Annotated in this window: 20 protein-coding genes; 5 read left to right on the forward strand and 15 right to left on the reverse strand. The window is 47.2% G+C overall.

The window, feature by feature from the left end; genetic code table 11:
• The first annotated feature begins 115 nt into the window (after positions 1-115).
• Positions 116-1,549, forward strand: a complete 1,434-nt coding sequence (locus tag ACOGW3_RS27920) for a M23 family metallopeptidase (RefSeq protein WP_419905903.1) — start codon at positions 116-118, stop codon at positions 1,547-1,549.
• A 127-nt stretch (positions 1,550-1,676) separates the two neighbouring features.
• On the opposite strand, the gene clpB is transcribed toward ACOGW3_RS27920, so the two are convergent.
• The gene (gene clpB, locus ACOGW3_RS27925) at positions 1,677-4,268 is read right to left on the reverse strand and encodes an ATP-dependent chaperone ClpB (RefSeq protein WP_419906011.1); all 2,592 of its coding nucleotides are present in this window, start codon (positions 4,266-4,268) and stop codon (positions 1,677-1,679) included.
• Between the two features lie 579 nt (positions 4,269-4,847).
• On the opposite strand from clpB, the gene ACOGW3_RS27930 reads away from it, so the two are divergent.
• Positions 4,848-5,603: an MOSC domain-containing protein gene (locus ACOGW3_RS27930; RefSeq protein WP_419905904.1), complete on the forward strand. Its 756-nt coding sequence runs from the start codon at positions 4,848-4,850 to the stop codon at positions 5,601-5,603.
• A gap of 42 nt (positions 5,604-5,645) precedes the next feature.
• On the opposite strand, the gene ACOGW3_RS27935 is transcribed toward ACOGW3_RS27930, so the two are convergent.
• The 9 genes from ACOGW3_RS27935 to ACOGW3_RS27975 form a co-directional block, all read right to left on the reverse strand.
• Positions 5,646-6,401: a DUF4167 domain-containing protein gene (locus ACOGW3_RS27935; RefSeq protein WP_419905905.1), complete on the reverse strand. Its 756-nt coding sequence runs from the start codon at positions 6,399-6,401 to the stop codon at positions 5,646-5,648.
• Between the two features lie 280 nt (positions 6,402-6,681).
• A complete protein-coding gene (gene prmC, locus ACOGW3_RS27940; RefSeq protein ID WP_419905906.1) occupies positions 6,682-7,524 on the reverse strand; it encodes a peptide chain release factor N(5)-glutamine methyltransferase in 843 nt (280 codons plus the stop codon).
• A gap of 76 nt (positions 7,525-7,600) precedes the next feature.
• Complete coding sequence (gene prfA / locus ACOGW3_RS27945) at positions 7,601-8,677, reverse strand: peptide chain release factor 1 (protein WP_419905907.1); 1,077 nt, start codon at positions 8,675-8,677, stop codon at positions 7,601-7,603.
• A 2-nt stretch (positions 8,678-8,679) separates the two neighbouring features.
• Complete coding sequence (gene hemA, locus ACOGW3_RS27950; RefSeq protein ID WP_419905908.1) at positions 8,680-10,038, reverse strand: glutamyl-tRNA reductase; 1,359 nt, start codon at positions 10,036-10,038, stop codon at positions 8,680-8,682.
• 62 nt (positions 10,039-10,100) lie between these two features.
• Entirely contained in the window at positions 10,101-11,345 is a 1,245-nt protein-coding gene (gene hisS, locus ACOGW3_RS27955) for a histidine--tRNA ligase (RefSeq protein WP_419905909.1), read from the reverse strand.
• Between the two features lie 145 nt (positions 11,346-11,490).
• Positions 11,491-12,624 carry a flavodoxin-dependent (E)-4-hydroxy-3-methylbut-2-enyl-diphosphate synthase gene (gene ispG / locus ACOGW3_RS27960; RefSeq protein WP_419905910.1) on the reverse strand — a complete coding sequence of 378 codons (1,134 nt, stop codon included), beginning with the start codon at positions 12,622-12,624 and terminating at the stop codon, positions 11,491-11,493.
• 279 nt (positions 12,625-12,903) lie between these two features.
• Positions 12,904-14,112 (reverse strand): RodZ domain-containing protein, encoded by a 1,209-nt coding sequence (locus tag ACOGW3_RS27965; protein ID WP_419906012.1) that lies wholly within the window; start codon positions 14,110-14,112, stop codon positions 12,904-12,906.
• 118 nt (positions 14,113-14,230) lie between these two features.
• Positions 14,231-16,528, reverse strand: a complete 2,298-nt coding sequence (gene ptsP / locus ACOGW3_RS27970) for a phosphoenolpyruvate--protein phosphotransferase (protein ID WP_419905911.1) — start codon at positions 16,526-16,528, stop codon at positions 14,231-14,233.
• Between the two features lie 110 nt (positions 16,529-16,638).
• Entirely contained in the window at positions 16,639-17,862 is a 1,224-nt protein-coding gene (locus tag ACOGW3_RS27975) for an aspartate kinase (RefSeq protein ID WP_419905912.1), read from the reverse strand.
• A gap of 209 nt (positions 17,863-18,071) precedes the next feature.
• On the opposite strand from ACOGW3_RS27975, the gene ubiG reads away from it, so the two are divergent.
• Positions 18,072-18,866 (forward strand): bifunctional 2-polyprenyl-6-hydroxyphenol methylase/3-demethylubiquinol 3-O-methyltransferase UbiG, encoded by a 795-nt coding sequence (ubiG, locus tag ACOGW3_RS27980; RefSeq protein ID WP_419905913.1) that lies wholly within the window; start codon positions 18,072-18,074, stop codon positions 18,864-18,866.
• Positions 18,867-18,963: 97 nt separating this feature from the next.
• On the opposite strand, the gene ACOGW3_RS27985 is transcribed toward ubiG, so the two are convergent.
• Entirely contained in the window at positions 18,964-19,383 is a 420-nt protein-coding gene (locus ACOGW3_RS27985; protein ID WP_419905914.1) for a DUF1178 family protein, read from the reverse strand.
• A 155-nt stretch (positions 19,384-19,538) separates the two neighbouring features.
• On the opposite strand from ACOGW3_RS27985, the gene ACOGW3_RS27990 reads away from it, so the two are divergent.
• Positions 19,539-20,051, forward strand: a complete 513-nt coding sequence (locus ACOGW3_RS27990) for a class I SAM-dependent methyltransferase (protein ID WP_419905915.1) — start codon at positions 19,539-19,541, stop codon at positions 20,049-20,051.
• A 51-nt stretch (positions 20,052-20,102) separates the two neighbouring features.
• Here ACOGW3_RS27990 and ACOGW3_RS27995 read toward each other — a convergent pair whose 3' ends face one another.
• The 3 genes from ACOGW3_RS27995 to ACOGW3_RS28005 form a co-directional block, all read right to left on the reverse strand.
• A complete protein-coding gene (locus tag ACOGW3_RS27995) occupies positions 20,103-20,921 on the reverse strand; it encodes a carbon-nitrogen hydrolase family protein (RefSeq protein ID WP_419905916.1) in 819 nt (272 codons plus the stop codon).
• Positions 20,918-21,187: a glutaredoxin 3 gene (gene grxC / locus ACOGW3_RS28000; RefSeq protein WP_419905917.1), complete on the reverse strand. Its 270-nt coding sequence runs from the start codon at positions 21,185-21,187 to the stop codon at positions 20,918-20,920. The genes ACOGW3_RS27995 and grxC overlap by 4 nt, the downstream gene beginning before the upstream one ends.
• Before the next feature lie 176 nt (positions 21,188-21,363).
• Complete coding sequence (locus ACOGW3_RS28005; RefSeq protein WP_419905918.1) at positions 21,364-22,116, reverse strand: ComF family protein; 753 nt, start codon at positions 22,114-22,116, stop codon at positions 21,364-21,366.
• 154 nt (positions 22,117-22,270) lie between these two features.
• Between ACOGW3_RS28005 and ACOGW3_RS28010 the strand changes: the two genes are divergently transcribed.
• Positions 22,271-23,170 (forward strand): methyltransferase domain-containing protein, encoded by a 900-nt coding sequence (locus ACOGW3_RS28010; protein WP_419905919.1) that lies wholly within the window; start codon positions 22,271-22,273, stop codon positions 23,168-23,170.
• A 49-nt stretch (positions 23,171-23,219) separates the two neighbouring features.
• On the opposite strand, the gene ACOGW3_RS28015 is transcribed toward ACOGW3_RS28010, so the two are convergent.
• Positions 23,220-23,489 (reverse strand): ribbon-helix-helix domain-containing protein, encoded by a 270-nt coding sequence (locus tag ACOGW3_RS28015; protein ID WP_419905920.1) that lies wholly within the window; start codon positions 23,487-23,489, stop codon positions 23,220-23,222.
• Positions 23,490-23,511 lie beyond the last annotated feature (22 nt).

Consider the following 23,511-nt stretch of genomic DNA (forward strand, 5'->3'; position numbering starts at 1 on the left):
AAATATTGACAGGAATCGAGAAATACATCATTTTGGCGATGCAGAGTTATTGAGGTTCCCTTAATTTCAACAATGAACACGGCCGTATGTCGTCTCGGATTCCGGAGCACTATGTGTGAACAATAGATTCCACACACCTACTTTTATGGTTAAAGCAGCACTCGGTGCTAGCCTATCGATTCTCACCCTTGGGGGAATCTATATATGGTTATCGGGTAGCACACCTATAGAAGGGGAAGCTGAAGTCGCAACAAACACTTCAGCCCCAACAACAGAGAATGCGGAAGCATCACCTGAAATCATCGCAACACTTAAAACTGATCACATGACCAGTGAATATGTTGCCGTTGGTGCCGTCCCTACAGAGATCGCTCCAGAACTTCTTATCCCAAGTGATATAGAGAAGCTTGTTACCGTCTCTTCTGGCGATACACTAATGAGCCTTCTGGTAACAGCTGGCGCGACAAGATCTGAAGCTCACGGGGCGATTACAGCGCTGAGTGATGTCTATTCTCCTCGGAAAATTCGCCCGGGTCTGGATATTGCTCTCACATTTGCCCCCCCCATCGCCGCGGAAGAAATTGAAACCGCGCGTGATGTAGGCCCTTTAAGAGCCATGCAGTTCCAACCAAGTGTTGAGCGGATCGTAAAAGTCAGCACGACGGAGGGGGAAACAAGCAAATACATTGCAGAAGAAATCCAACGTCCTCTGACCATGCGAGTGGGACGCAGTACAAATGAAATCACCAGCAGCCTCTATCTGGCGGCGACAAATGTCGGTGTCCCCAACGACATCATGATCAAGCTTATTCGCGCCTATAGCTTTGACGTCGATTTCCAACGCGAGATTCAAAAGGGCGATAGCTTTGAAGTGGTCTATGAGGCCTATTACGACGAAGATAATAATCTCGCCCGAACCGGGGAAATGATTTATGGCAACCTGACACTGTCAGGAGATGACTTACAGTTATATCGCTACACCCCGTCCAGTGGCTTTACCGATTACTTCAATGAAAAGGGACAGTCCGCGAAAAAAGCACTGATGCGTACACCCGTTGACGGTGCCCGCCTCTCCAGCCGCTTTGGCAAAAGAAAACATCCCGTTCTGGGCTACAACAAGGTCCATAAGGGCGTTGATTTTGCCGCACCGCGTGGCACACCAATTTACGCTGCGGGCGATGGGGTCATTGTTCGTGCCAACCGCTTTAGTAGTTTCGGCAATTATGTAAAAATCAGGCACCACAGTGGATATGAAACCGCCTATGCTCATCTAAAAGGCTTTGCCAAAGGGATGAAAAAGTCCAAACGCGTTCGCCAGGGCCAGGTTATTGGCTACATTGGAACCACCGGGCGCTCAACAGGGCCTCATCTTCACTATGAAGTCCTGTTCAACGGTCGTCAGGTTAATCCCCTGGGCGTAAAACTTCCCGCTGGCGAAAAACTCAAAAGTGCTGATCTTAAAAAATTCAAAGTCGAAAAACAGAAAATCGACAGCATGATGAATGAGTTGAAAAAGCCTGCTGCTATCGCAGGATTACAAACCAACTAAAACCTGGGTAACAATCCTCAAACAGAGGATCTTATCTCTTCAATGAAAAAAGGACCGCCAAAACCGCGGTCCTTTTTTATTGCCTACAACCGCCGGAGTTATGGAAGCCGGAGTTATGACGCCCGAGTTATGATGAAGAGACATTCTTTCCATTGATACTTAATCCCGCGTCATCAGCAGATATCCTCAGGCTGTCACCATCGCGCACGGACCCATCCAGAATTAATGAAGCAAGTGGATTCTGAAGCTCTCGCTGGATAACGCGTTTAAGAGGGCGTGCACCATAAACCGGATCATAGCCTTTATCTGCCAGCCATTCGATTGCAGCATTATCCAGCTCAGCCTTGATCTCTCTATCCCGAAGAAGGCTCTGCAATCGCACGAACTGAATACCTACGATTGCGTTCATGTGGCTTCGTTCCAAACGATGGAACAGGAGCACTTCATCCAACCTGTTTAGAAACTCAGGCCGGAAGGAAGCACGTACCACTTCCATAACCTGTTCGCGAACAGCTGTACTGTCCTCACCCTCTGGCTGGTTAGCCAGAACCTCAGATCCTAAGTTAGACGTCATGATTATCAGGGTATTGCTGAAATCTATCGTACGCCCCTGACCATCTGTCAGCCGGCCATCATCCAGGACCTGAAGCAGTACGTTGAAAACATCTGGATGTGCTTTCTCGACTTCATCAAATAACACGACTTGATAGGGACGTCGGCGCACAGCTTCGGTTAAGGCCCCGCCTTCTTCATAGCCGACATAACCTGGGGGGGCGCCAATCATACGGGAAACCGCATGTTTCTCCATATACTCAGACATATCAAGACGAACCATGGCTGTATCATCATCGAATAAAAACGAAGCCAAAGCTTTGGTTAGTTCCGTCTTCCCTACACCGGTAGGTCCCAGGAAGAGGAAAGACCCCATGGGACGATTGGGATCTTGCAATCCAGCACGTGAACGACGTACGGCATTTGAAATGGCGACGATTGCTTCGCTTTGCCCGATGACCCGATCCCCGAGGAGGGTTTCCATTTTCAAGAGCTTATCGCGCTCGCCCTCCAACATCTTATCGACGGGTATTCCTGTCCAACGCGAAACTACTGCCGCAATGGCATCTTCGCGAACTTCTTCGTTAAGCATATGATTTTCGCCAGCCTCTTCTGCTTCGACCAGAGCGCGTTCGAGAGTTGGCAATCGACCGTATTTAAGCTCACCCGCCTTTTCCAAGTGCCCATCGCGTTCCGCACGATCAAGCTCAGAACGGGCATGTTCCAACTCTTCCTTGATCTTCTGGGCGCCAGCTAGCTTATCTTTCTCAGACTTCCACTGACTTGTAAGAACGTTACTTTTTTCTTCCTGCTCGGCAATTTCAGACTTTAGTTTTTCCAATCGATCCTTTGCGCCCTTATCACTTTCTTTCTGTAGGGCAGATTGTTCTATTTTTAGCTGGATCAGTTTACGATCCATCTCGTCAATTTCTTCCGGTTTGGAATCGACTTCCATACGCAAACGACTGGCAGCCTCATCGACAAGATCGATAGCCTTATCAGGCAAGAAACGATCGGTAATATAGCGATTGGATAACGAAGCTGCGGAAACAAGGGCTGAATCCGTAATTCGCACACCGTGATGCAGCTCATATTTCTCTTTCAACCCTCTGAGTATAGATACCGTATCCTCAACGTTTGGCTCTGCAATCACAACTGACTGAAAACGGCGCGCCAGTGCTGCATCTTTTTCAATGTACTTGCGATATTCATCCAGAGTGGTTGCACCAACACAATGCAGATCGCCCCGCGCCAAGGCAGGCTTAAGCATATTTGACGCATCCATTGCGCCGTCAGTTTTCCCCGCCCCCACCAATGTGTGCAGTTCATCAATAAAGACGATGATCTCCCCACTGGCTTCTGTGACTTCCTGCAACACAGCTTTGAGCCGCTCTTCAAACTCACCCCGATATTTTGCCCCCGCAACCATACTCCCGAGATCGAGAGACATTAACTTCTTATTTCGCAGGCTCTCAGGAACATCCCCATTGATGATTCGAAGCGCAAGACCCTCGATGATAGCAGTCTTACCAACGCCAGGCTCACCAATGAGGACAGGATTATTCTTTGTACGCCGGGAAAGGACCTGTATCGTCCGCCTTATTTCTTCATCCCGACCAATAACCGGATCCAACTTTCCTTCTTGCGCGAGTTCGGTTAAGTCGGTCGCATACTTTTTCAACGCTTCATAACTGTCTTCGGCAGAAGCCGATTGCGCAGTGCGTCCTTTGCGTAAATCATTAACTGCTGCGTTAAGAGATTGCGCAGTTAAACCAGCGTCTTTTAGTATTTTGCCCGAAGCCGCTTCGCTGGAAAGGGCGAGTGCGATAAGAAGGCGCTCTACCGTGACGTAATTATCACCAGCTTTTTTGGCAATCTGCTCAGCCTGTTCAAATACCCTTGCCGTTTCAGGGGCAAGGAACACCTGTCCGACATCCTGCCCACTTATCTTTGGAAGTTTTGCAAGTTCTCGCTCAACTCCCTCCAAAGCTTTACCAGGGTTACCGCCTGCAGCTGATATAAGGTTTGCAGCTAACCCTTCACTATCATCGAGCATCACTTTAAGCATATGCTCAGGAGTCAATCTTTGGTGATCGCTACGATGCGCAAGGCTTTGCGCTGTTTGAATAAATCCCTGCGTACGTTCTGTGTAATTATTTACGTTCATTTCTTCAGCCTTCTCCGCTATGCCTGCTGGGCAGCACATAACCGTTGATGACAAAACCACCCATCACCCACATTAGCAGCATGATGGCACTCTGACGTTGATATTAATCACCCGTCATTAAAATATATGGGAAAACAAGAAGAGTAATGCAAGGCAAAGCCGCTGCATTTTCCACTAAAAGAAGCAGTAGATTCAAAGGTAAAATCTCAATGACTACTTTACGAGATAAAAAAAACCCTGCCCGAAGGCAGGGTTGGGAAATCCCATAGTTACGTCAGGAGAGATGAGTACATACCCAGAAAAAATACAAACGATCTAAAAGGCATAACGCCTGGATGTCTGCGTTGTCTTCCTCGGTAGGAACTACGAGAAGGAACTTAGCCGAGAAAATATCACCATGCAACTGATAATCATTCTTATTTGAAAATAATTTTTATAAATTAAAAATAACCCCTTTCGCCTTACAGTAGAAAGCTAAGCAAACCTAGGTAAAAATGCGGTCTGCCAGTCATATATTATTAAGGCCTTGAAAAATAATAATGAAGCACGAGAATGGTAAAAAAAGAAGAGGTAAGATCTATGTCTGCTCAAATAAATGCGATTTACCGTTATCCTGTGAAGGGCCTTAGCCCCGAGTCCATGGACAAAGTAACTCTTGTCGCCAACAAAATAATCCCAAATGACAGACGATTCGCAATTGCGCATGGCTCAACAGATTTCCCTGATGGTCCCACTTGGGTGTCCAAGATGCATTTTCTGATGCTGGCCAAAAATCCGAAACTGGCACAGCTTGTATCTCACTTTGACAACGACACCGAAATCCTAACTTTAGAACGAAAAGGAAAAAGAGTATCCCGAGGCAAACTTACAGATTTAACCGGACGCATGCTGTTAGAGCAATTCTTGGTAGGGTTTTTGGGAAGCGAATCCCGGGGCTTACCCAAAATTGTCGAAAATAGAACAACAGCTTTTACCGATATACCGGATCAACAAATCTCTCTAATTAATCTCGCCAGTGTGAAAGATCTAGAACGTGTTGTACGCAAGCCAGTTGACCCGATGCGGTTCAGAGGGAATCTTTATATTGAAGGGCTCGCGGCATGGGAAGAAAACAATTGGATTGGCAAAGAAATCAAAATTGGTGACGTCAGCCTGGAAGTAGTCTCCCCCATTGGTCGGTGCTCTGCGACAAATGTTAATCTTGATAGTGCCGAGGTAGATATGAACATTCCCAAAAGTCTGCAATCAGGATTTGAGCACCGCAACATGGGTGTCTATGCCACCGTTAAAAATACCGGAGAAGTAAAACCAAAAACGCCCCTGACTATTATCTAGCCAAGAGCGCTTTTAAAGAACGAATAGATGAGCAATTAAGACTTAAGCCGTTTCGGTAGAGCTACCATCTTCAACTTTAGCAACAACCTTTCTTGGCCGTCCACGAGGTCGAGGTGTTTTAACTTCCTTAGTTGCGGCCTTTGGTGCCGCTTTAGGTGTCCGAGGTTTCCGCTTTGGCTTTTCGGCTACCGGCGTATCATCAATGCTTAGCGGCAATTCAGCTACGACGGGCTTTGACTCAACGTCTGTCGTCACTGGAGCTGCCGGAACATCTGCCACAGGCTTTATTTCTGCAGCAGGCTCATTATTCACAGAGCTCTCAGTTTTTACGTCAGATTCTTCATACCGTGGACGACGGGAACGAACTCTACTTCGCGGGGCAGGTTTTCGTGTTTCAGTATCCACATTGCCGCCCTCAGCCACACTATCAAGCTGGGGAGAAATCGAAGCAGGCGCTTCACCCGCTCGATCCCCACGAACATTCTCTCTGGAATTTTCGGGCGCTCTGTTCTCTTGATCTGCATTAGAACGAGAGTTTCTGTGACGGTGATTATCAGACTGATTATTACGCTGATCAGAAGAAGATCTCGAGTGAGACTGGGGCTGAGCTTGTGATTGAGACTGAGGATCAGTCGAATCATTCACAACACGAAAATAATGCTCGGCAAACTGATGTAAAGATTCAGCCAGAACCCTATCACCACTCACAGTCGCATCCCGCGCCATCTGGAGATATTTTTCTTTTAACTGTGACGCGTTACCACGAATTCGTCCACCCGGGCCATTACTATCAAACACACCGTTCCGCGACTGCTGCGGCTTGCGGTTACTGCTGTTGTTGTTTGACCGACCACGTGGGCGACGATTTGAATTATTTGAATTGTTTGTGTTTTGCTGTCTCATCATTCGCAAGCTAAATTAAGTGCTAAATATCGGGTATCGACAATCGTCAAAGGTATAAAACCCTGACGATATAATTTTTAAATTGTCGGCGAATACCCCCGGGGCACCCCTAAGCCCCTGCTATAGATACACCGTAAAGCTATATCTCGAGGTTTCCAACCCCTAAATGTTAATTTTATACGATTTGTTCTGAGACTTTACTGGCAACACAGGCCCTTTTCACCCCTCCAAGGTCTTTAATCGCGGCTTTACAAACCAATTTGGCGTCGGTCATGACACTGTTTATTTCATCAGACTGGCCTTTACCCGCCTCTACGACCAAAAGCCCACCAACCCTTAGGATCATTGCGGCTTGAGGAATAAGCGTACGATAGTCCTTCATCCCTTTATCATCGGCAAAAAGGGCAGAAGGAGGATCATAATCGAGAACCTCAGGCTCCAGCTCTGATTTTTCGTGTTGCCCGATATAAGGTGGGTTTGAAATAATGATATCCCATTCGTTCGATAGACCTTCACACCAATTTCCTATTTGGAATTGTGCCCTGTGACCAAGGCTCAGGTTATCAGCATTAAGGGCCGCAACTTCAGTAGCGGCCTGGTTTATATCAACACCCAGACCTGTCGCATTGGGAAGCTCGCTTAACAAGGCAAGGAGCAAACACCCCGACCCCGTTCCGAGGTCCAATATTTTGAGTGGTTGAGTTTTGTCTTCAAGTAATTCAAGTGTAGCAGAAATAAGTGTTTCACTATCTGGCCTGGGATCTAGCGTTTCAGGAGAAATATTAAAGTTGAGGCTCCAAAATTCTCGACATCCAACAATTCGTGAAACGGGTTCCCGGGCAATTCTGCGCGAAATCATCTCCTGAAATGAAACCCAATTTTCAGAAGAAACCTCTTTCTCAGGATAGCCGAAAAGATATGAGGTATCCTTATTTATCGCTTCGGCCAAAAGAAGCCGCGCATCTATACGTGCACCATCTATATCAGCAGCGCTTAAACGCTCAGCTCCTTCACGCAAACAACCGCCTATTGTTAAGGAGTCTGTATTAACACTCCCAACTTGGCTGGATATGTCTTTGCCTGACACCATTAGCCTATTGGATTTCAGAGAGACGCGCGGCTTGATCTTCAGCGATCAGCGAATTGATAACTTCATCCAGAGCTTCACCTGCGATAACCTTATCCAGCTTATAAAGGGTGAGATTAATTCGGTGATCTGTAACTCGTCCCTGGGGGAAGTTATAAGTTCTAATTCGCTCGGACCGATCACCACTCCCAACCTGTGATTTACGGTTGGCGGCCTGCTCTTCTTCTTGGTCTCTGCGCTGATTATCGTAAATCTGTGTGAGCAGCATCTTCATCGCTTGTTCTTTATTCTTATGCTGAGAACGCCCATCCTGACACTGAACAACGACACCTGTTGGAACGTGGGTAATACGAACAGCTGAATCGGTCGTATTAACATGCTGACCACCAGCACCTTGAGCACGATATGTATCGATACGCAAGTCACTCGGGTTGATTGCAACATCGACAGCCAAAGCTTCCGGCATTACCGCGACAGTCGCTGCAGAGGTGTGTATCCGTCCTCCAGATTCAGTCACGGGCACCCTTTGAACTCTGTGTACGCCAGATTCAAACTTAAGATTAGAAAACACTCCGCTTCCGGTAATCAGGGCGGTTGCTTCTTTTACACCGCCAATACCATTTTCAGAATAATCCAGGGCCTCAAAGCGCCACCCGGTAGATTCCGCATAGCGTTGATACATACGAAAGAGTTCAGCTGCGAAGAGCCCAGCTTCATCCCCGCCCGTTCCCGCGCGAACTTCGAGGATCGCATTACGCTCTCCATCGACGTCCTTTGGCAGCAACATGATCTGTACCTGTTGCTCCATTTCTGGAAGCTTTTGCTTAAGTTCTAAAAACTCCTCTTGAACCAGGTCCTTCATTTCAGGATCGGCATCGGGATCGTTTAACATTTCTGCAAGGTCAAACATCTCAGACTGCAAAGACCGAAGTTCTTGAACTGTTTCCACGACGGAGGTTAACTCTGAGAGTTCCCGAAGCAATTTAGTATATTCATCAGATCCTGGGTCTGGATGAGTAGAAATGACTGCCGTTAATTCGTCGTAACGGGCCACAACAGCATCTAGTTTATCATCGAACTTCACGTTCAGTCCTCTTTCACTTCATCACTGCTCACAGTATTAATTCCAAGATTTGTCTCGGAATTCACCTCTGCATTTTCGATACGAAATAAACGACATAGCGTTTCTTCCAATACCAAATGAGCTTTTGGGTCTTCTCTTGCCGTCTCTTTTAAAACGACCTGAGGATTATGCAATAGTCGATTAACCAATAATCTCGTCGCAGCGTCAACATCCCCCCCACATTCAGAGACAACTTGCTGGCGAAGTGTGTCAAAATGCTTGCGGATCATTGATATCGTTGGGGCGGCCTGTCGCTCAACCTTATTTCGAATAAATGACTGCATTTCCTGCCCAAGGACTTTCCAGGCAGCCATAGTCGCAGTTTCACGAAGCACTTTCCCCTGCTTCGCCACGTTCTCAAGATCTTCCAAATTATAGGAAAAAGCGCCATCTAGTTCATTGATATCTTCCCCAACATCTCTCGAGGGCGTGGTATCAATTATAAAGATAGGTTTACGCTTCCTTTGCTTCAAACAGGTGCCAATCAATTCCTTGGTAAAGAGCATCTCGCCTCCCCCTAAAGAAGAGATTATGATATCACTACTTACAGACAAAGCTTCCAACTCAGACCAAGCACCCGCTTCGCCCCCAAGTCGAAAAGCAGCGGTTTCACTTCGTCCCGTCCTGGGGTGTGTAATTTTTAAAGCTGAAATACCAACACTTTTAAACTCTGAACAAAGGAGCTCGCCAACCTCGCCACTCCCCACGAGTAAAACATTACAGCGCGAGAGATCTCCATGAACACCTCTCGCGACCTGAAGCGCAGATGAGGTAAGCGTTACAGGCTGTTGCGCAATAGTGGTTTCAGTTCGAACACGCTTGGCAGCAATAAGGCTTGCGTTAAGAACATCATCAAGAAAATTATCCGTTAATCCCAGGGATCGTGATTGACGATGGCAATCTTTTACCTGCCCCAGAATTTGAGGCTCACCAACGACAATACTATCTAGAGAAGAGGCTACGGCAAACAGATGTCGGAGAGCGTTAAAACTTTCGTGCACATAGCTTTGCGTACGAACATTTTCGATGTCTATCTTCGCCTCTGAAGCAATAATCGAGAGGTAATACTCTGTGTCGCCCGGCTGCACATCCCCGAGAACAAATTCAAATCGTTCACATGTGGCAATAAGGACAACACTTCGTTTTTCTTGAACTTTTAAGGCTGAGAGTACTTTCTCATAATCAGCCTCTTCAACAAAGAGACTGTCACGCAGTCGTCTCCCTACGGTTCGGGCGCTCACACCAATGACCGCCAACTTATCAAACTGTTCGGATCGTTCGATAAAGGCGTGCTCGGGGACAAAGGGTGGAACTGAGATCATGCGATATCACTTATAAAGGTAACAGGGGCCATTTTAGGCCCCTTTCACCCCAACTGTACAGTTCAGCGATAAATTGACAACTTCGCCACTAATTCATCTAGCTTAACCAGGCTTTGATCTCCACTTACGAGATCCCTGACGGTGGCTGAATTCTCTGTAAGTTCATCGTCGCCCATAATGATGGCAACACAGGCATTTTGCTTGTTTGCCCGATTAAGACGTTTTTTCAAATTACCACTATAACCAAGCTCAGTACGATATCCCGCGTAGCGCAATTCATCAGCTAATACGGGGGCTCGTTTATCAGCAACCTCTCCCATAGGAATAATAACAACTGGTTTTGGTGCACTAACTTCACGGGTCATCAACATGGAAAGACGCTCTATACCAGAAGCCCAGCCGACCCCAGGAGTAGCTGGACCACCCATCATTTTAATCAAGCCATCGTAACGGCCGCCCGCCAATACAGTTCCCTGAGCTCCCAGCGCTGTGGTGGTAAACTCAAATGCGGTATGGCAATAATAATCCAGGCCACGGACCAAACGCGGGTTGATTTCGTAGGCTATACCCAAATCATCAAGACCAGTTTTGACCTGGGCAAAGAAGTCCTTACTGAAATCATTCAGGTAATCAGAGAAAACGGGGGCATCAGCGACTAGCTTTCGATCTCCTTCATTCTTTGAATCAAGAATACGAAGAGGATTTTTCTCAAGACGATCTAAACTATCCTCAGACAGTTCATCCTTAAATTTAGAGAAGTACTCGACTAATGCATCCCGGTAGGCCGTACGGCTCTCAACATCCCCGAGAGTATTCAACTCCAAGACCGTGTCTTTATAAACACCGAGCTCTTTTAAAAAGTGAACCCCCAAAGCAATAATTTCAACATCACCCTGTGGTTTCTCAACCCCCAGCAGCTCGACCCCCGCCTGATGGAACTGACGTTGGCGTCCCTTTTGTGGACGCTCGTGACGGAACATTGGACCGCCATAAAAGTATTTAACCGGAAGCTGCTGGCTCAAGCCGTTCGACATAAAGGCACGCGCAACGCCCGCTGTGTTTTCAGGACGCAGGGTAATCTCTTCGCCGCCCTTGGTCGCGAAGGTATACATCTCCTTGGTTACAACATCTGATGTATCCCCAAGAGTACGCTTAAAGACTTCGGTCTTTTCGAATATAGGCGTGGCAATTTCATCATAGCCAAACCGGTTGGCCACAGCGCGTCCGGTTTCAAGAACCTCACGATGTCGACGCATGTCTTCCGGTAGAAGGTCGTGCGTTCCGCGTACTGGTTGCAGAGAAGACATGGCTTGGGTTCTCCTGAAATAGCCTGAATTTATTTGAACAAATAACCGGAATGGTTATAGGGATTAGTCCCGTAAAAGTATATAGCCGTAATGGCAGGTAATCGATATGGATAAACTTAAAAGTCTTTTATATTAAGCCCGTAAATCAATGACCCATCACTTGAGGTTCTTCACCGCGAGCTATCGCCGCCTCTATCTCTTCGGCTTTGGTCTCAATCATGCCAACGAGATGATCAACGATACTTTTATCCTTGAGGCGGTGATCAGGCATACCCGCGACGTAAACCTGATGAGTATCTTTGCCACCACCCGTTAGTCCGATATCTGTCATTGTTGCCTCACCCGGGCCATTAACCACACAGCCAATAACCGAAACCGTCAAGGGGGTCGTAATGTGGCTTAATCTTTCTTCTAAAATGGCGACAGTGTTGATCACATCAAACTGTTGGCGCGCACAAGACGGGCAGGAAATAACATTCACACCACGGTGACGAAGCCCCATGGATTTAAGGATATCAAAACCAACCTTAATTTCTTCAACCGGATCTGCCGATAGAGATACTCTTAAAGTATCCCCAATACCGGACCATAGTAAGTTCCCGAGACCGATTGAAGATTTAACTGTCCCTGTTCTCAAACCGCCGGCTTCTGTGATCCCAATGTGCAGGGGATAATCACAGACTTCGCCAAGTTGCATATAAGCAGCTACAGCCATAAAGACGTCTGATGCCTTGCAGGAGATTTTAAATTCACGGAAATCCAGGTCTTCGAGAATTCGAATATGGCCGAGGGCCGATTCTACCATGGCTTCGGGGCAAGGTTCGCCAAAACGGTCCAAGAGATGTTTTTCTAGCGACCCGGCGTTGACGCCAATACGCATAGAACAACCATGGTCTTTTGCCGCGTTAACGACTTCGAGGACCTTTTCGCGCTTACCAATATTACCTGGATTAATTCGTAGACAGGCCGCGCCAGATTCCGCAGCTTCAATCGCGCGTTTATAGTGGAAATGAATATCGGCGACGATAGGCACGTTCACTTCACGGACGATGTCTTTGAGAGCACGAGATGATGCCTCATCAGGACAGGACACACGTACGATATCAGCCCCAGCCTCTTCCATAGCCAGGATCTGTTCGACCGTCGCCTTTACGTCAGTCGTTAGCGTATTGGTCATGGACTGAACCGTTATCGGTGCGTCGCCACCAACAGGAACGTTACCAACCATTACCTGTCTAGATTTCCGGCGGATCACATCACGCCAAGGCCTTATACTCATATAACTCTCTCTGTGCCCTTCTGAAGCAGGTGCAACATGCGCTTTTCCGAAACAAAATTCAAGCTACAAGCCAAGATTCACCTAACGATCAGCCATAATCAATTTGCATGGCAATGGATTATAGGCTCCAGTCCTGACGAATGAACACTCACTGCAGTTACCAACCTGAAACATGAAGCCCAAATTTCATACATAAGGAAGGTGTCAGAAATAAGAAAAGGCGCATAAACTTACGCGCCTTTTCTAAAGAGTTCTCAGAGAATTATATAATACCAGACATCATTCTGATTGAATTGACGGCAATAACCCATCCTCAGAAAGCACGATATTTCGTTTAACATCTCCAATAGGCCCAATTTTGGGAAGATCCTGCCCATTAATCTTTAGAATTATGCCGCCAGCATTACCAGTCGTCATAATCAAACCTTCCCGTTTAGGAACATTGTAAACTGATCCTGCACGCAATACCCGGCTAAAAATAGCTTCCCCTGATGGGTCAACAATATGGACCCAGGAATCCTGTTCAGCTAAAATCGAAATTGCCGAAGCGACGCCTTCATCTCCGAACACTTCGGGTTCAGGAGGTGGTGGAGGTGTAATAACGGCAGCAACTTCATTTTCAGCATCTGAGGGAATTTCCTCACTTACTTCAGCGGCGTCGACCGTTGTTTCCGAACTACTTTCACCACTACCGCTCAGAGAGCTATCTGCAGCCATTACAGGTTCTGCCGGTTCGGATACAGGCTCTGCTGGCACTTCAACCGAAGCAGTTTCAGTATCAGAACTTACTTCATTTGTAACGTTGTCCACATTCTCTGAAATGACCGCAGCAGCTTGCTCTACTTCTGTTACAACCTCTTCAGGCTGCTCAACTGCGGGGGGTAAAACATCCGTGATATCAGTGATTTCAGTGCTGTTATTTTGCTGATTGGTTATTTCAGACACTTCCCCAGATGAAGTCTCTTCAACAACATTTACCTCACTCGGGGTGGCATCAGAAGTTTCGGCGGCATCACCGGACTTACTATCAGATATAAAAGGCACCCAATCAGGAAGCTCAATATCAAAGCGTGAGACCGCAGTCCAACCACCGTAGGCAAGTGCAAGCAACAAGATTGAAGTTAAAAGGATTGCAAGACCTGGTGTTTTACTCTCGGGAACAGGTGTCGGAAATACCAGAGTTTTCCTTGCCCCGTAGCTTTCAACTTCTTCTTTGAATTGACGAACGATCTCGTCTTTGTCCAGGCTCAGATACCCTGCATAGGTTCTGACAAATCCATAGGCATAAGTATCACCGGGTAAACTGGCAAAATCCCCGCGCTCAATGGCTTCGAGAAAGACATATCTGATCCGAAGAACATTCGCGACGGAACGCAGATCCTGACCACGTTTTTCCCGACCAGTACGGAGAATTTCCGCAACGGTTATTCTTGATTGGTCAAATTCTGGAGCATCATCTCCGGACGCTTTATCCCGTGTTTCCTGCATCGCTTCCACAATCCCCTCCCTGCAAGCCGTAGCACGGATCTCTTATAAGACGTAACTACCTGTGGCGCGTTGGGGAAAGTTGTAGCAAATTCAGTAACAAACAACAAACAGTTCTGTTTTATATCACAACACCTGAAGATTTTGCATAGTTCTCCAATTCACTGCGGAGGCTATGATCTGGCCGATCAAGTAAGGTTGTTACAAACTCAGTAATACTATCGACATCCAAAGAGCGGACCATTTTCTTGGTTGCGACGACCTGTTGTGCGGGCATAGAGAGGGATCTGAATCCGCACCCTATCAAAGCCATGGCTTCCAATGGCTGTCCCGCCATGTCCCCGCAAAGAGACAAGTCCACTCCAGCTCTATGTGTATTCTCAGCGATATTACACATCAGCCTGAGCACGCCGGGACTAAGCGCATCATATCGCCTGGCCAGCCGGGTATTGCCACGGTCGGTCGCAAATATAAACTGCAACAGATCATTACTACCGACGGAGAGAAAATCAACTTCGTTACAAAGAGCAGGCAATTGCCATATCAAAGCAGGGACTTCCAACATAGCCCCAACCCGAATTTCTTCAGGAAGTACGCCGCCAATAGTTTTCTCTCGTTCCAATTCTCGATTCAGAAGGGCTTTTGCCGACTTAAATTCAGCAGTCTCTGAAATCATCGGGAACATAACGTTGAGTTGTCGACCTTCGCAGGCCCTTATCAAAGCGCGAAGCTGCTGCCTCAAGAGGGCGGGGCGGTCCAAACCAATTCTAATTGCTCGCCACCCCATTGCAGGGTTTTCTTCCGCTACACTTGACCAATAGGGCAGAACTTTATCCCCCCCGACATCAAGAGTTCGGAACACAACAGGCTTACCCTCGGCGCGATCCATCGCTTTACGATAGAGTTCAGCCTGCTCCGACACGCCAGGAAAAGATTTGCGTACCATGAAGGGAACTTCGGTCCGATATAACCCGACCCCGTCAGCACCCGAGGCATGCATATGAGGAAGATCCATCAGCAGGCCAACATTGACATTCAATGATATCCGCTGACCATCAAGACTCTCCGGAGCGAGATCCCTTACAGCAGAGGTTTCTGCCCAGCGAAGTTTTTTATCTTTAACGCTTGTTCTCAGGGTACGCAGGACATCATCTTTCGGACGCGCAAATACCTGATCATTCGAGGCGTCGAGAACGACAGTATCCCCTTCTCGAATACGGGTCAGCACATCTCGACAACGTCCGATAATGGGAAGTTCCAATGCCTGGGCGACCAGCGCGACATGGGCTGTTGGGGACCCCTCTTCAAGAACGACTCCCTTTAGTCGATCCCAGTCATAATCAAGCAATTCTGCCGGACCGAGGGTTCTGGCCAAAAGAATAAACGCATCCGGTAATTCTGGTTTATCCTCCCCCAAATCAAGCAGGTGATGTAACAAGCGATTTGCGAGATCATCCAGATCTGCAAGGCGTTCTCTGAGATAAGGATCACTGATTTTGCTCATCCGAGAACGGGTTTCATTCTGGATTTTTTGAACGGCAGCTTCCGCTGTCATCCCCCCAACCCGGATAGCTTCGGTAATTTTACCAACCCATCCTCGATCTTCAGCAAACATGCGATACGTTTCGAGAACTTCACGTTGCTCACCCAAGGCGGCAATGTCCGTTCTGGTCAACATTTCATCGATTGACGAACGCATCTCTTTGACCGTCAGCTCAAGTCGTTCGACTTCTTCTTCAATATCGTCAGCAATAATACGGTTAATAACGATGCCACGATTATGGAATACCGCCTTACCGATCCCTATACCTTCATTCAGGCATAGGCCTTTAATTCTATCGGGTTTTTCTAACTCTTCTTGTGAACTGCCGGCTTCAAGTGCCGTCACGGAAAGAGCTCCGCCTGCAATCAGTTCCGCCAAAACCATGGCGATGGTTTCCAGCGCCTCGACTTCTTCTTCGTCATAGTGGCGCTGATTAACGTTCTGCACTGCGATAACACCCAGGACCCGGCCGCTACGAAGAATAGGAACGCCCAACATGGATTGGTAAGGCTCTTCACCAGTTTCCGGTCTGTAGGCAAAATTTGGATGTCTTGGTGCGTCTGATACCGCCATGGGTAAAGCAAGAGCAGCGCATTGCCCGACAATACCCTCCCCCTTATGAAGTCTCGTTTTGTAAACGGCTTCAGGTTTCAAGCCCATAGTAGCAGCAAGTTCCAGGAATTCACCGCCAAGGTGGTCCCCACGGCGCATGACATAGATGGAACAGACCTCGGCAGTCATATCCCGCGCGATAAGATCAACAGTATGGGCCAGGCGTTCCTGGTTGGTCGACTTACCCTTCATCTGGTCGCGCAAAAGCTTCAACAGGCGGCGAGATCCACCCCAAGCAGAAGTTTTTTTGTCTTTAGCGCTCATGAGATACCGCTTCCTCGCTGTACCATATGGAAATCAGGCAGAAGGCACCGCCAACCACCTGATCATATTTAGTCATCCTATTGTTCTTGCTTGCAATCTGAAACCCAGAATTAGTCTTCTGAATCCAGACCATAAGCAGTATGAAGGCTCCGTAAAGCAAGTTCAGTATACTCTTCGGCAACGAGAACAGAGATCTTGATTTCGGAAGTAGAAATGACTTCGATATTGATGCCTTTTTCAGCTAATGCTGAAAACATTTTCTGAGCCACACCAGCGTGAGATCGCATTCCCACACCAATGACAGAGATTTTGGCAACGGCAGGATCTGAATCCAGACTATCATACTTAAGTCCGTTGTCTTTGTTTTCCAACACGCTGATGGCGCGATCTAGATCAGCCTTGGCAACGGTGAAAGTCATATCTGTGGTCTTTTTGTCCGCAGAAATATTTTGAACAATCATATCAACGTTAATGGCCGCATCCATAAGCGGGCCAAAAATACTGGCGGCTACACCAGGAGTATCTCTAACGCTACGCAAAGTAACTTTTGCTTCGTCACGATTATAGGCGATACCACTAACAATTGCCTGTTCCACGATTTCATCCTCGTCTACGACTAGTGTTCCCGGCTTTTCTTCAAAGCTTGAGAGAACCTGTACACGCACCCCGTGCTTCATGGCCATTTCGACCGAGCGGGTCTGCAATACTTTGGCACCTTGAGACGCAAGTTCAAGCATCTCTTCATAGGTGATCTTATCCATTTTACGCGCTTTGGCGACAATACGGGGGTCGGTCGTATAGATACCATCCACATCCGTATAAATGTCACACCGGTCAGCTTTTAGCGCTGCGGCGATAGCTACTGCCGATGTATCTGATCCACCGCGTCCCAAAGTCGATATCCGTCCATCAGGACCGACACCTTGGAAACCGGCGAAAACAGCAACCTGCCCTTCGCCAAAACGACGAACAATATCATCGACTTCTATGCGTTCGATACGCGCGCTACCATGGGCGCCATTGGTAACGATCGGCCCCTGCCAACCAAGCCAAGAACGGGCATTAATGCCCATGTCCTGAAGCACAATTGAAAGCAGACCAGATGTTACCTGCTCGCCGGATGATACCACTGTATCATACTCGCGCAGATCATAGAGCGATCCAGCATTTGAAACATAATCGACAAGTTGGTTGGTTACACCAGCCATTGCGGAAACAACAACCGCAACCTCGTTACCGGACTCGACTTCTTTCTTCACGCGCTGTGCTGCGTTTCTGATTCGATCGAGATCCGCGACCGAGGTACCACCGAATTTCATTACGACTCGGGCCATCGGGACTCATCCTGTGAGGAAATTCTAAAATTAGCTAAAGCTCTCGAAAAACCGCCTTCAAACGGTTGCTCTAGAGGCTGGACATATCCATACTCTGCACGGCACGGCGAATCAAGCAATGCGTGCTAAAAAGCGACTCAATTCACAGATGACAGACGTAGAATTCACTTGATTACGACTTCAGAACGTAAAATACCAAAGCGTACCGGATGATGATGGCTAAAAACAAAACTACCCCCAATGAAACTCCTGATAAAGATGATGCGGCAGGTATCACCGTCGATCCGCAGGAAATTTCGAAATTCGCAGCTATGGCCGATGAATGGTGGGATCCTCTCGGTAAATTCAAACCCCTACATCAGCTCAATCCAGTGCGCATTAGCTATATTCGCGATCATCTTGCCAAACGGCACAACCGAGACATTAAGCAAATCAATCCACTTCAAGGACTGACTATTCTTGATATTGGCTGTGGTGGAGGTCTCCTTTCTGAGCCACTTACAAGACTTGGCGCCAAAGTTACTAGTATTGACGCTTCTCACCGCAATATCGAAATTGCCCAACTTCATGCAGAAGACAGTGACTTGAAGATGGACTACCGTCACATGACTGCCGAAGATCTTGTTGAAACCGGCGCCACATATGACGCGGTTATCAATATGGAGGTCATTGAACACGTGGCGGATGTAGAGGCCTACACAACCTCTTGCGCTGCATTGGTAAAACCAGGTGGCGTCATGTTCGGATCGACCCTGAACCGCACCAAAAAATCCTACCTTCTTGCGATCATCGGGGCTGAATACCTATTGCGCTGGGTCCCCAAAGGAACGCACGAGTGGAAAAAATTTCTCAGGCCATCAGAGTTCGTTGATGTCTTAAGTCGAAACGGACTAGAGACACTGGATTTGATGGGAATTGTCTACAACCCGGTTTTAGACAAATGGTTCCACGATGCAAAAGATCTCGATGTGAACTATATGCTGGTCGCAGAAAAGGCCGAATAAATTAGAAATTTTCGACAGGAGAACAAACGATATATTGATATTGAATCTGGCGTGAGCCTGCGGTTTGCCATTTAAGCGTCAGCCTTCGGCCGGGGGCTCAAGCGTCAGCCTTCGGCTTCCAGGGGATCTGATTAAAAGCGATCCCCTCTTCTTTCAAACTCTTGCTATCGGTTTCACTGGCTTCACCATAGATATTCTTTTTCTCTGATTCACCGTAATGAATTTTTCGGGCTTCTTTGGCGAAGTCCTTACCAACATAGTCAAAATTATCTTCAACCGTTTTCTGGGCTTCACTCAACAAGTGTTGCACTTTGGCCAAGTCACTTGTCGTGGCTTTTTTCTTGTCGCTATTGGCAAGGCTGACATTAGGAGCCATCAAGGCTTTTTTAACCGACGTTGATCCACAGCTAGGGCAAGATACAATCCCCCTCTCTGACTGACTTTTAAAAGCTTCACTGTCTTTAAACCAAGCTTCAAAAACGTGATCGTTTTCGCATTTCAAATCGAAAAGAATCATACTAAATCCGTTTCAAACATACCAACGTCCATACCCAGAGTTTATTGCCGCAGAGTTCCTCTTTGGTCAAGTAAGACTTAAGAGAAGTGGTTGCTCTATTTGTTATCCAGGAGTAACTAGAAACTACCATATATTAACTGTTTTGGTTACGACTTATGACTGACCCTTCTCCGTGGGTACTCCGTTTTGCATCACATATACCAGAAGGCTCCAATGTCTTAGATTTGGCGTGCGGTTCCGGGCGCCATGCCCGCCTGTTCTTGATGTCTGGCCATTATGTGACTGCCGTGGACAAAAACACTGAGAAACTAGCTGATATTGAAAACTACCCAGGAACAGAGATCATCAGTGCTGATCTGGAGGACGGCAGCCCTTTTCCTTTAATGGGAAAACAGTATGGCGGCATCGTCGTAACCAATTACCTTCATCGCCCTTTGTTACCGCTTTTGCCCGATCTATTAAGTCTGGGTGGAACTCTTATTTATGAAACTTTCATGGATGGGAATGAGCGCTTTGGACGCCCCAGAAATCCAAACTTTCTCCTGAGATCACAAGAACTTATCAACAGCTATCACGGAAAGCTTAATATTGTTGCTTACGAAGAAGTCATCATCAACGACCCTAAACCTGCCGTAGTTCAGCGGATTTGTGCAATACGCGTAAAGTAGAGAAACTCACAAAATGAATTTCTCTAATTATCTTTAACCCAAACAATCGATCTAAAAAGAAAATTCCCGATCATGATCTATTGACGGCACCATGTCCCGTGCCTGCTGTACACGCTCAAGGTCAATGTCAGCAAAAATCACACCCGGTTCACTGCCGCCATCGGCAAGGACTTCGCCCCATGGCGCGATAATAAGAGAGTGGCCGTAGGTTTCGCGCCCTTCGGCATGGACACCACACTGTCCAGCAGCGATGACAAAACAACCGTTCTCAATTGCTCTTGCCTTCAACAGGGTGTGCCAATGCGCTTCCCCTGTAAATTTAGTGAAAGCAGCAGGCGCCGTTAGGATACCAGCACCTTGTTTGGCTTGCGCACGAAATAGGTATGGAAAACGCACGTCGTAACAGATTGCCATACCCAATTGGGTCCATGGCAATGCCGTAACAACGGCTTTCTCACCAGGTTTGAACGTTGCAGATTCCCTGTACGATTGCCCATCGGGGATTTCAACGTCAAACATATGGATTTTATCGTAGCGCGCTTTGACCTCCCCCTTTGGATCAAAGAGGAAGGCTCTGTTGGCGGCACGTTTTTCTTCGGTACCAACAATCAAGGAACCGATATGTAGCCAGATCCCGAGTTCCGCAGCCAAAGCAGAAAATGCCTTAACCGACGGATGTTCACTTTCGGGCAAAGCCTTTTTAAGCGTTAGATGCTTGTTAGGCTCCATCATGGTTGTGCATTCTGGTGTCTGTACGTAGTCAGCCCCGCCAGCATGCGCCTGACGGATAAGATCACACGCTGTTACAAGAGTAACTTCGTCTTCTCTTCCAGCGGTAAGCTGAACGCAGGCCGCCCGAAAACTACTCAAGAAGCTTTCCGGGTTTCAAGCTTTGCATCTAAACGTCCCGTACTTTCAAGAGCCATTAACTCATCACACCCACCGACATGCTCGCCGTCGATAAAAATTTGAGGAACAGAAGTTCGCCCACCAGCCTTTTCCATCATTTCAGGCTTGCGGCGAGGCTGCATCATAATATCGATTTCGTCAAACTCTACGCCTTTGGCTTTCAAAAGCTTCTTTGCACGAATGCAGTAAGGGCACAGCATGCTTGAATAAACAACGACCTCAGCCATACGAACGATCCTCTTTCCCAACAAAATAGGCTCAAAAATATAGGCAAGCTCTACATTACTTGCCCGTCAGAAGAAATATTTAGGTGATATTTTCAAAATGTACAGAGCTTGTAACGTTTTTTTTATCAATCCAACTTTCGCTATCCCCGTAGATTTAGATGGGATTTAGGTGAGAGCTAGGTGGGTACTCGGGCAAGAACCCGTGCAACAACAAGCGCATCAACCCGGGCGACATTCACTTTTTGCAGGGTACGACTACAGGCCTCTAAAGTCGCACCCGTGGTATAAACATCATCTATCAGGGTAATTTTTTCACCGACGATTATCTCATTATACTTCGGGTTGATCTGAAAAGCAGACCGGACATTTTCCCACCTCCCTGTTTTGGATAAGTGACCTTGAGAAGAGGTGTTTTTCACTCTTATCAACAGATCGGGGAGATATTTCCTCCCATACTCCTTAGCAATTCTCTGTGCTAACAGGGCCGATTGATTATACCGTCGAAGGAAAAGTCTTTTGGGGTGGAGAGGAACTGGAACTATAAAGTCGGTTTCTTGAATTATTTCTTTACCAACAAGTGCTAACCACGTTGAAAAGAGTTGGCCGAGATGTGTTCTATCAGCGTGCTTATAACCAATGATCATATCCCTGCTATGATCATCATATGAGATTGCCGAACGACATCTATCGAATGACTTTGGTACCCTCAAACATTCTCCACACAAGGCTTCATCGCCGGCAGACAATTCAAAAGGATAGCCACAGCAAGAACAACAAGGCGCTGATATGAAGGTCAGATCAGCCCAACAGGTTCCGCAAATTCCTGCGTTGTCAATCACTGGCTCGCCACAGCCTCCACAGACCGGCGGCAGAACATAATCGATAGCACCAGCCCATAAATTTGAAAAAAAGAATGGAATATCCACCATAGGGCGAATCTAACTTGATAATTGCTTTCTGGCAAAGCTTTGGGTGCGCTTTTACGCTCCCAGTGAAATCGAGACAAACAGTGATTAGACTGGTCATTAAAATGCAATCTGTTATAACCAGAAAAATCCCTTAATCTTTAAAAGTAGATACTCGATGGCCGATATTTATATCTTTGATCGCAATTCAGTTGATCTCCATCATGATCGCGCAAAAAGAGACCTGAGCAAACACGATTTCCTGTACAGGGAAGTCGCTGATCGTCTCGGTGATCGTCTTCTGGATATTGCCCGAAAATTTCCTGAAGCGTTAAACCTCGGCTCTCAGCATAATATTCTCACAGAAGTTCTTGGGGAGCGCGGGGGAATCGAAAAATTTACCGCGTCGAAGTACCGCGCCAGCAGCTCTCAAATTGGGAACCCTGATTCTGAGGAAGGTACCCATGAAATCGTTGAAGAAATACTCCCCTTCGAACCTCAGGCCTACGACCTAATTATCAGTAATCTTTGCCTCCACTGGGTTAATGACTTACCCGGCACACTCGTTCAGGCTAACCGCTGCCTAAAACCCAATGGATTATTTTTATCTGCGATGCTGGGGGGGGAAACTCTCAAGGAACTTAGAGTTGCTCTCATGGAAGCCGAGATGGAAATTGAAGGCGGTGTCAGCCCCAGAGTTTCACCACTCATTGATGTCCGAGATGCCGGTGCTCTTTTACAGCGCGCGGGCTTTGCCCTTCCTGTCACTGATTATGACCGCATAGAAGTAAGTTATGCCTCTGCTTTTGAGCTCATGAAAGAACTCAGGGGAATGGGGGAAACAAACGCGGTTCACAATCGGAGGAAAACCTTTACCCGACGGGATACACTCTTAAGAGCGGCTCAAATTTACCAAGAAAAATTCCTAGATGAAGAAGGGCGCATAAACGCGACCTTTGACGTCATTTACCTTGCAGGTTGGGCTCCTCATGAATCGCAGCAACAACCCCTAAGACCGGGCACGGCAGCTACTCGTCTAGCCGATTTTCTTGATACGGATGAAACAAAATTAAATTAGAGATCGCCTGACCACATACTCAGCCCCCATTCGCACTGAATTCTGATGCCTAAATGGCTTCACCGATCAGATTAGTTTCCTCGGCCTCTTCAAAACCTGCTGCCGAAGCTGCATTCCGGAAATAAATGAGGATGAAAACTCTTATGGCAGCGGTCAACGACGATCCCTCTTTGACATCGTCGATTGTAGTGCAGAGATTACTAATATGGCAGTCCTCTCGAACACAAATTTCAAAGAGAGCTTCCCACATATCAGGCTCAAGGCGTAAGGACGTACGTCGCCCTTTCAAGGTAATATTTTTATTTACCAGCGTAGACATTTATTCCTGCGCTCTTAGCTGC

It is taken from the genome of Kiloniella sp., from assembly GCF_965205715.1.
GTDB lineage: Bacteria > Pseudomonadota > Alphaproteobacteria > Kiloniellales > Kiloniellaceae > Kiloniella.

Bases quoted from the DNA above. Each gene is read 5' to 3' on its own strand.
- ACOGW3_RS28015 (WP_419905920.1), bottom strand. From the start codon at position 23,489: ATGTCTACGCTGGTAAATAAAAATATTACCTTGAAAGGGCGACGTACG.
- clpB (WP_419906011.1), bottom strand. From the start codon at position 4,268: ATGAACGTAAATAATTACACAGAACGTACGCAGGGATTTATTCAAACA.
- ACOGW3_RS27985 (WP_419905914.1), bottom strand. From the start codon at position 19,383: ATGATTCTTTTCGATTTGAAATGCGAAAACGATCACGTTTTTGAAGCT.
- ispG (WP_419905910.1), bottom strand. From the start codon at position 12,624: ATGAGTATAAGGCCTTGGCGTGATGTGATCCGCCGGAAATCTAGACAG.
- ACOGW3_RS28010 (WP_419905919.1), top strand. From the start codon at position 22,271: ATGGCCGATATTTATATCTTTGATCGCAATTCAGTTGATCTCCATCAT.
- ACOGW3_RS28005 (WP_419905918.1), bottom strand. From the start codon at position 22,116: ATGGTGGATATTCCATTCTTTTTTTCAAATTTATGGGCTGGTGCTATC.
- ACOGW3_RS27975 (WP_419905912.1), bottom strand. From the start codon at position 17,862: ATGGCCCGAGTCGTAATGAAATTCGGTGGTACCTCGGTCGCGGATCTC.
- ACOGW3_RS27930 (WP_419905904.1), top strand. From the start codon at position 4,848: ATGTCTGCTCAAATAAATGCGATTTACCGTTATCCTGTGAAGGGCCTT.
- hisS (WP_419905909.1), bottom strand. From the start codon at position 11,345: ATGTCTTCTCTGCAACCAGTACGCGGAACGCACGACCTTCTACCGGAA.
- ubiG (WP_419905913.1), top strand. From the start codon at position 18,072: ATGATGATGGCTAAAAACAAAACTACCCCCAATGAAACTCCTGATAAA.
- ACOGW3_RS27965 (WP_419906012.1), bottom strand. From the start codon at position 14,112: ATGCAGGAAACACGGGATAAAGCGTCCGGAGATGATGCTCCAGAATTT.
- grxC (WP_419905917.1), bottom strand. From the start codon at position 21,187: ATGGCTGAGGTCGTTGTTTATTCAAGCATGCTGTGCCCTTACTGCATT.
- hemA (WP_419905908.1), bottom strand. From the start codon at position 10,038: ATGATCTCAGTTCCACCCTTTGTCCCCGAGCACGCCTTTATCGAACGA.
- ptsP (WP_419905911.1), bottom strand. From the start codon at position 16,528: ATGAGCGCTAAAGACAAAAAAACTTCTGCTTGGGGTGGATCTCGCCGC.
- ACOGW3_RS27990 (WP_419905915.1), top strand. From the start codon at position 19,539: ATGACTGACCCTTCTCCGTGGGTACTCCGTTTTGCATCACATATACCA.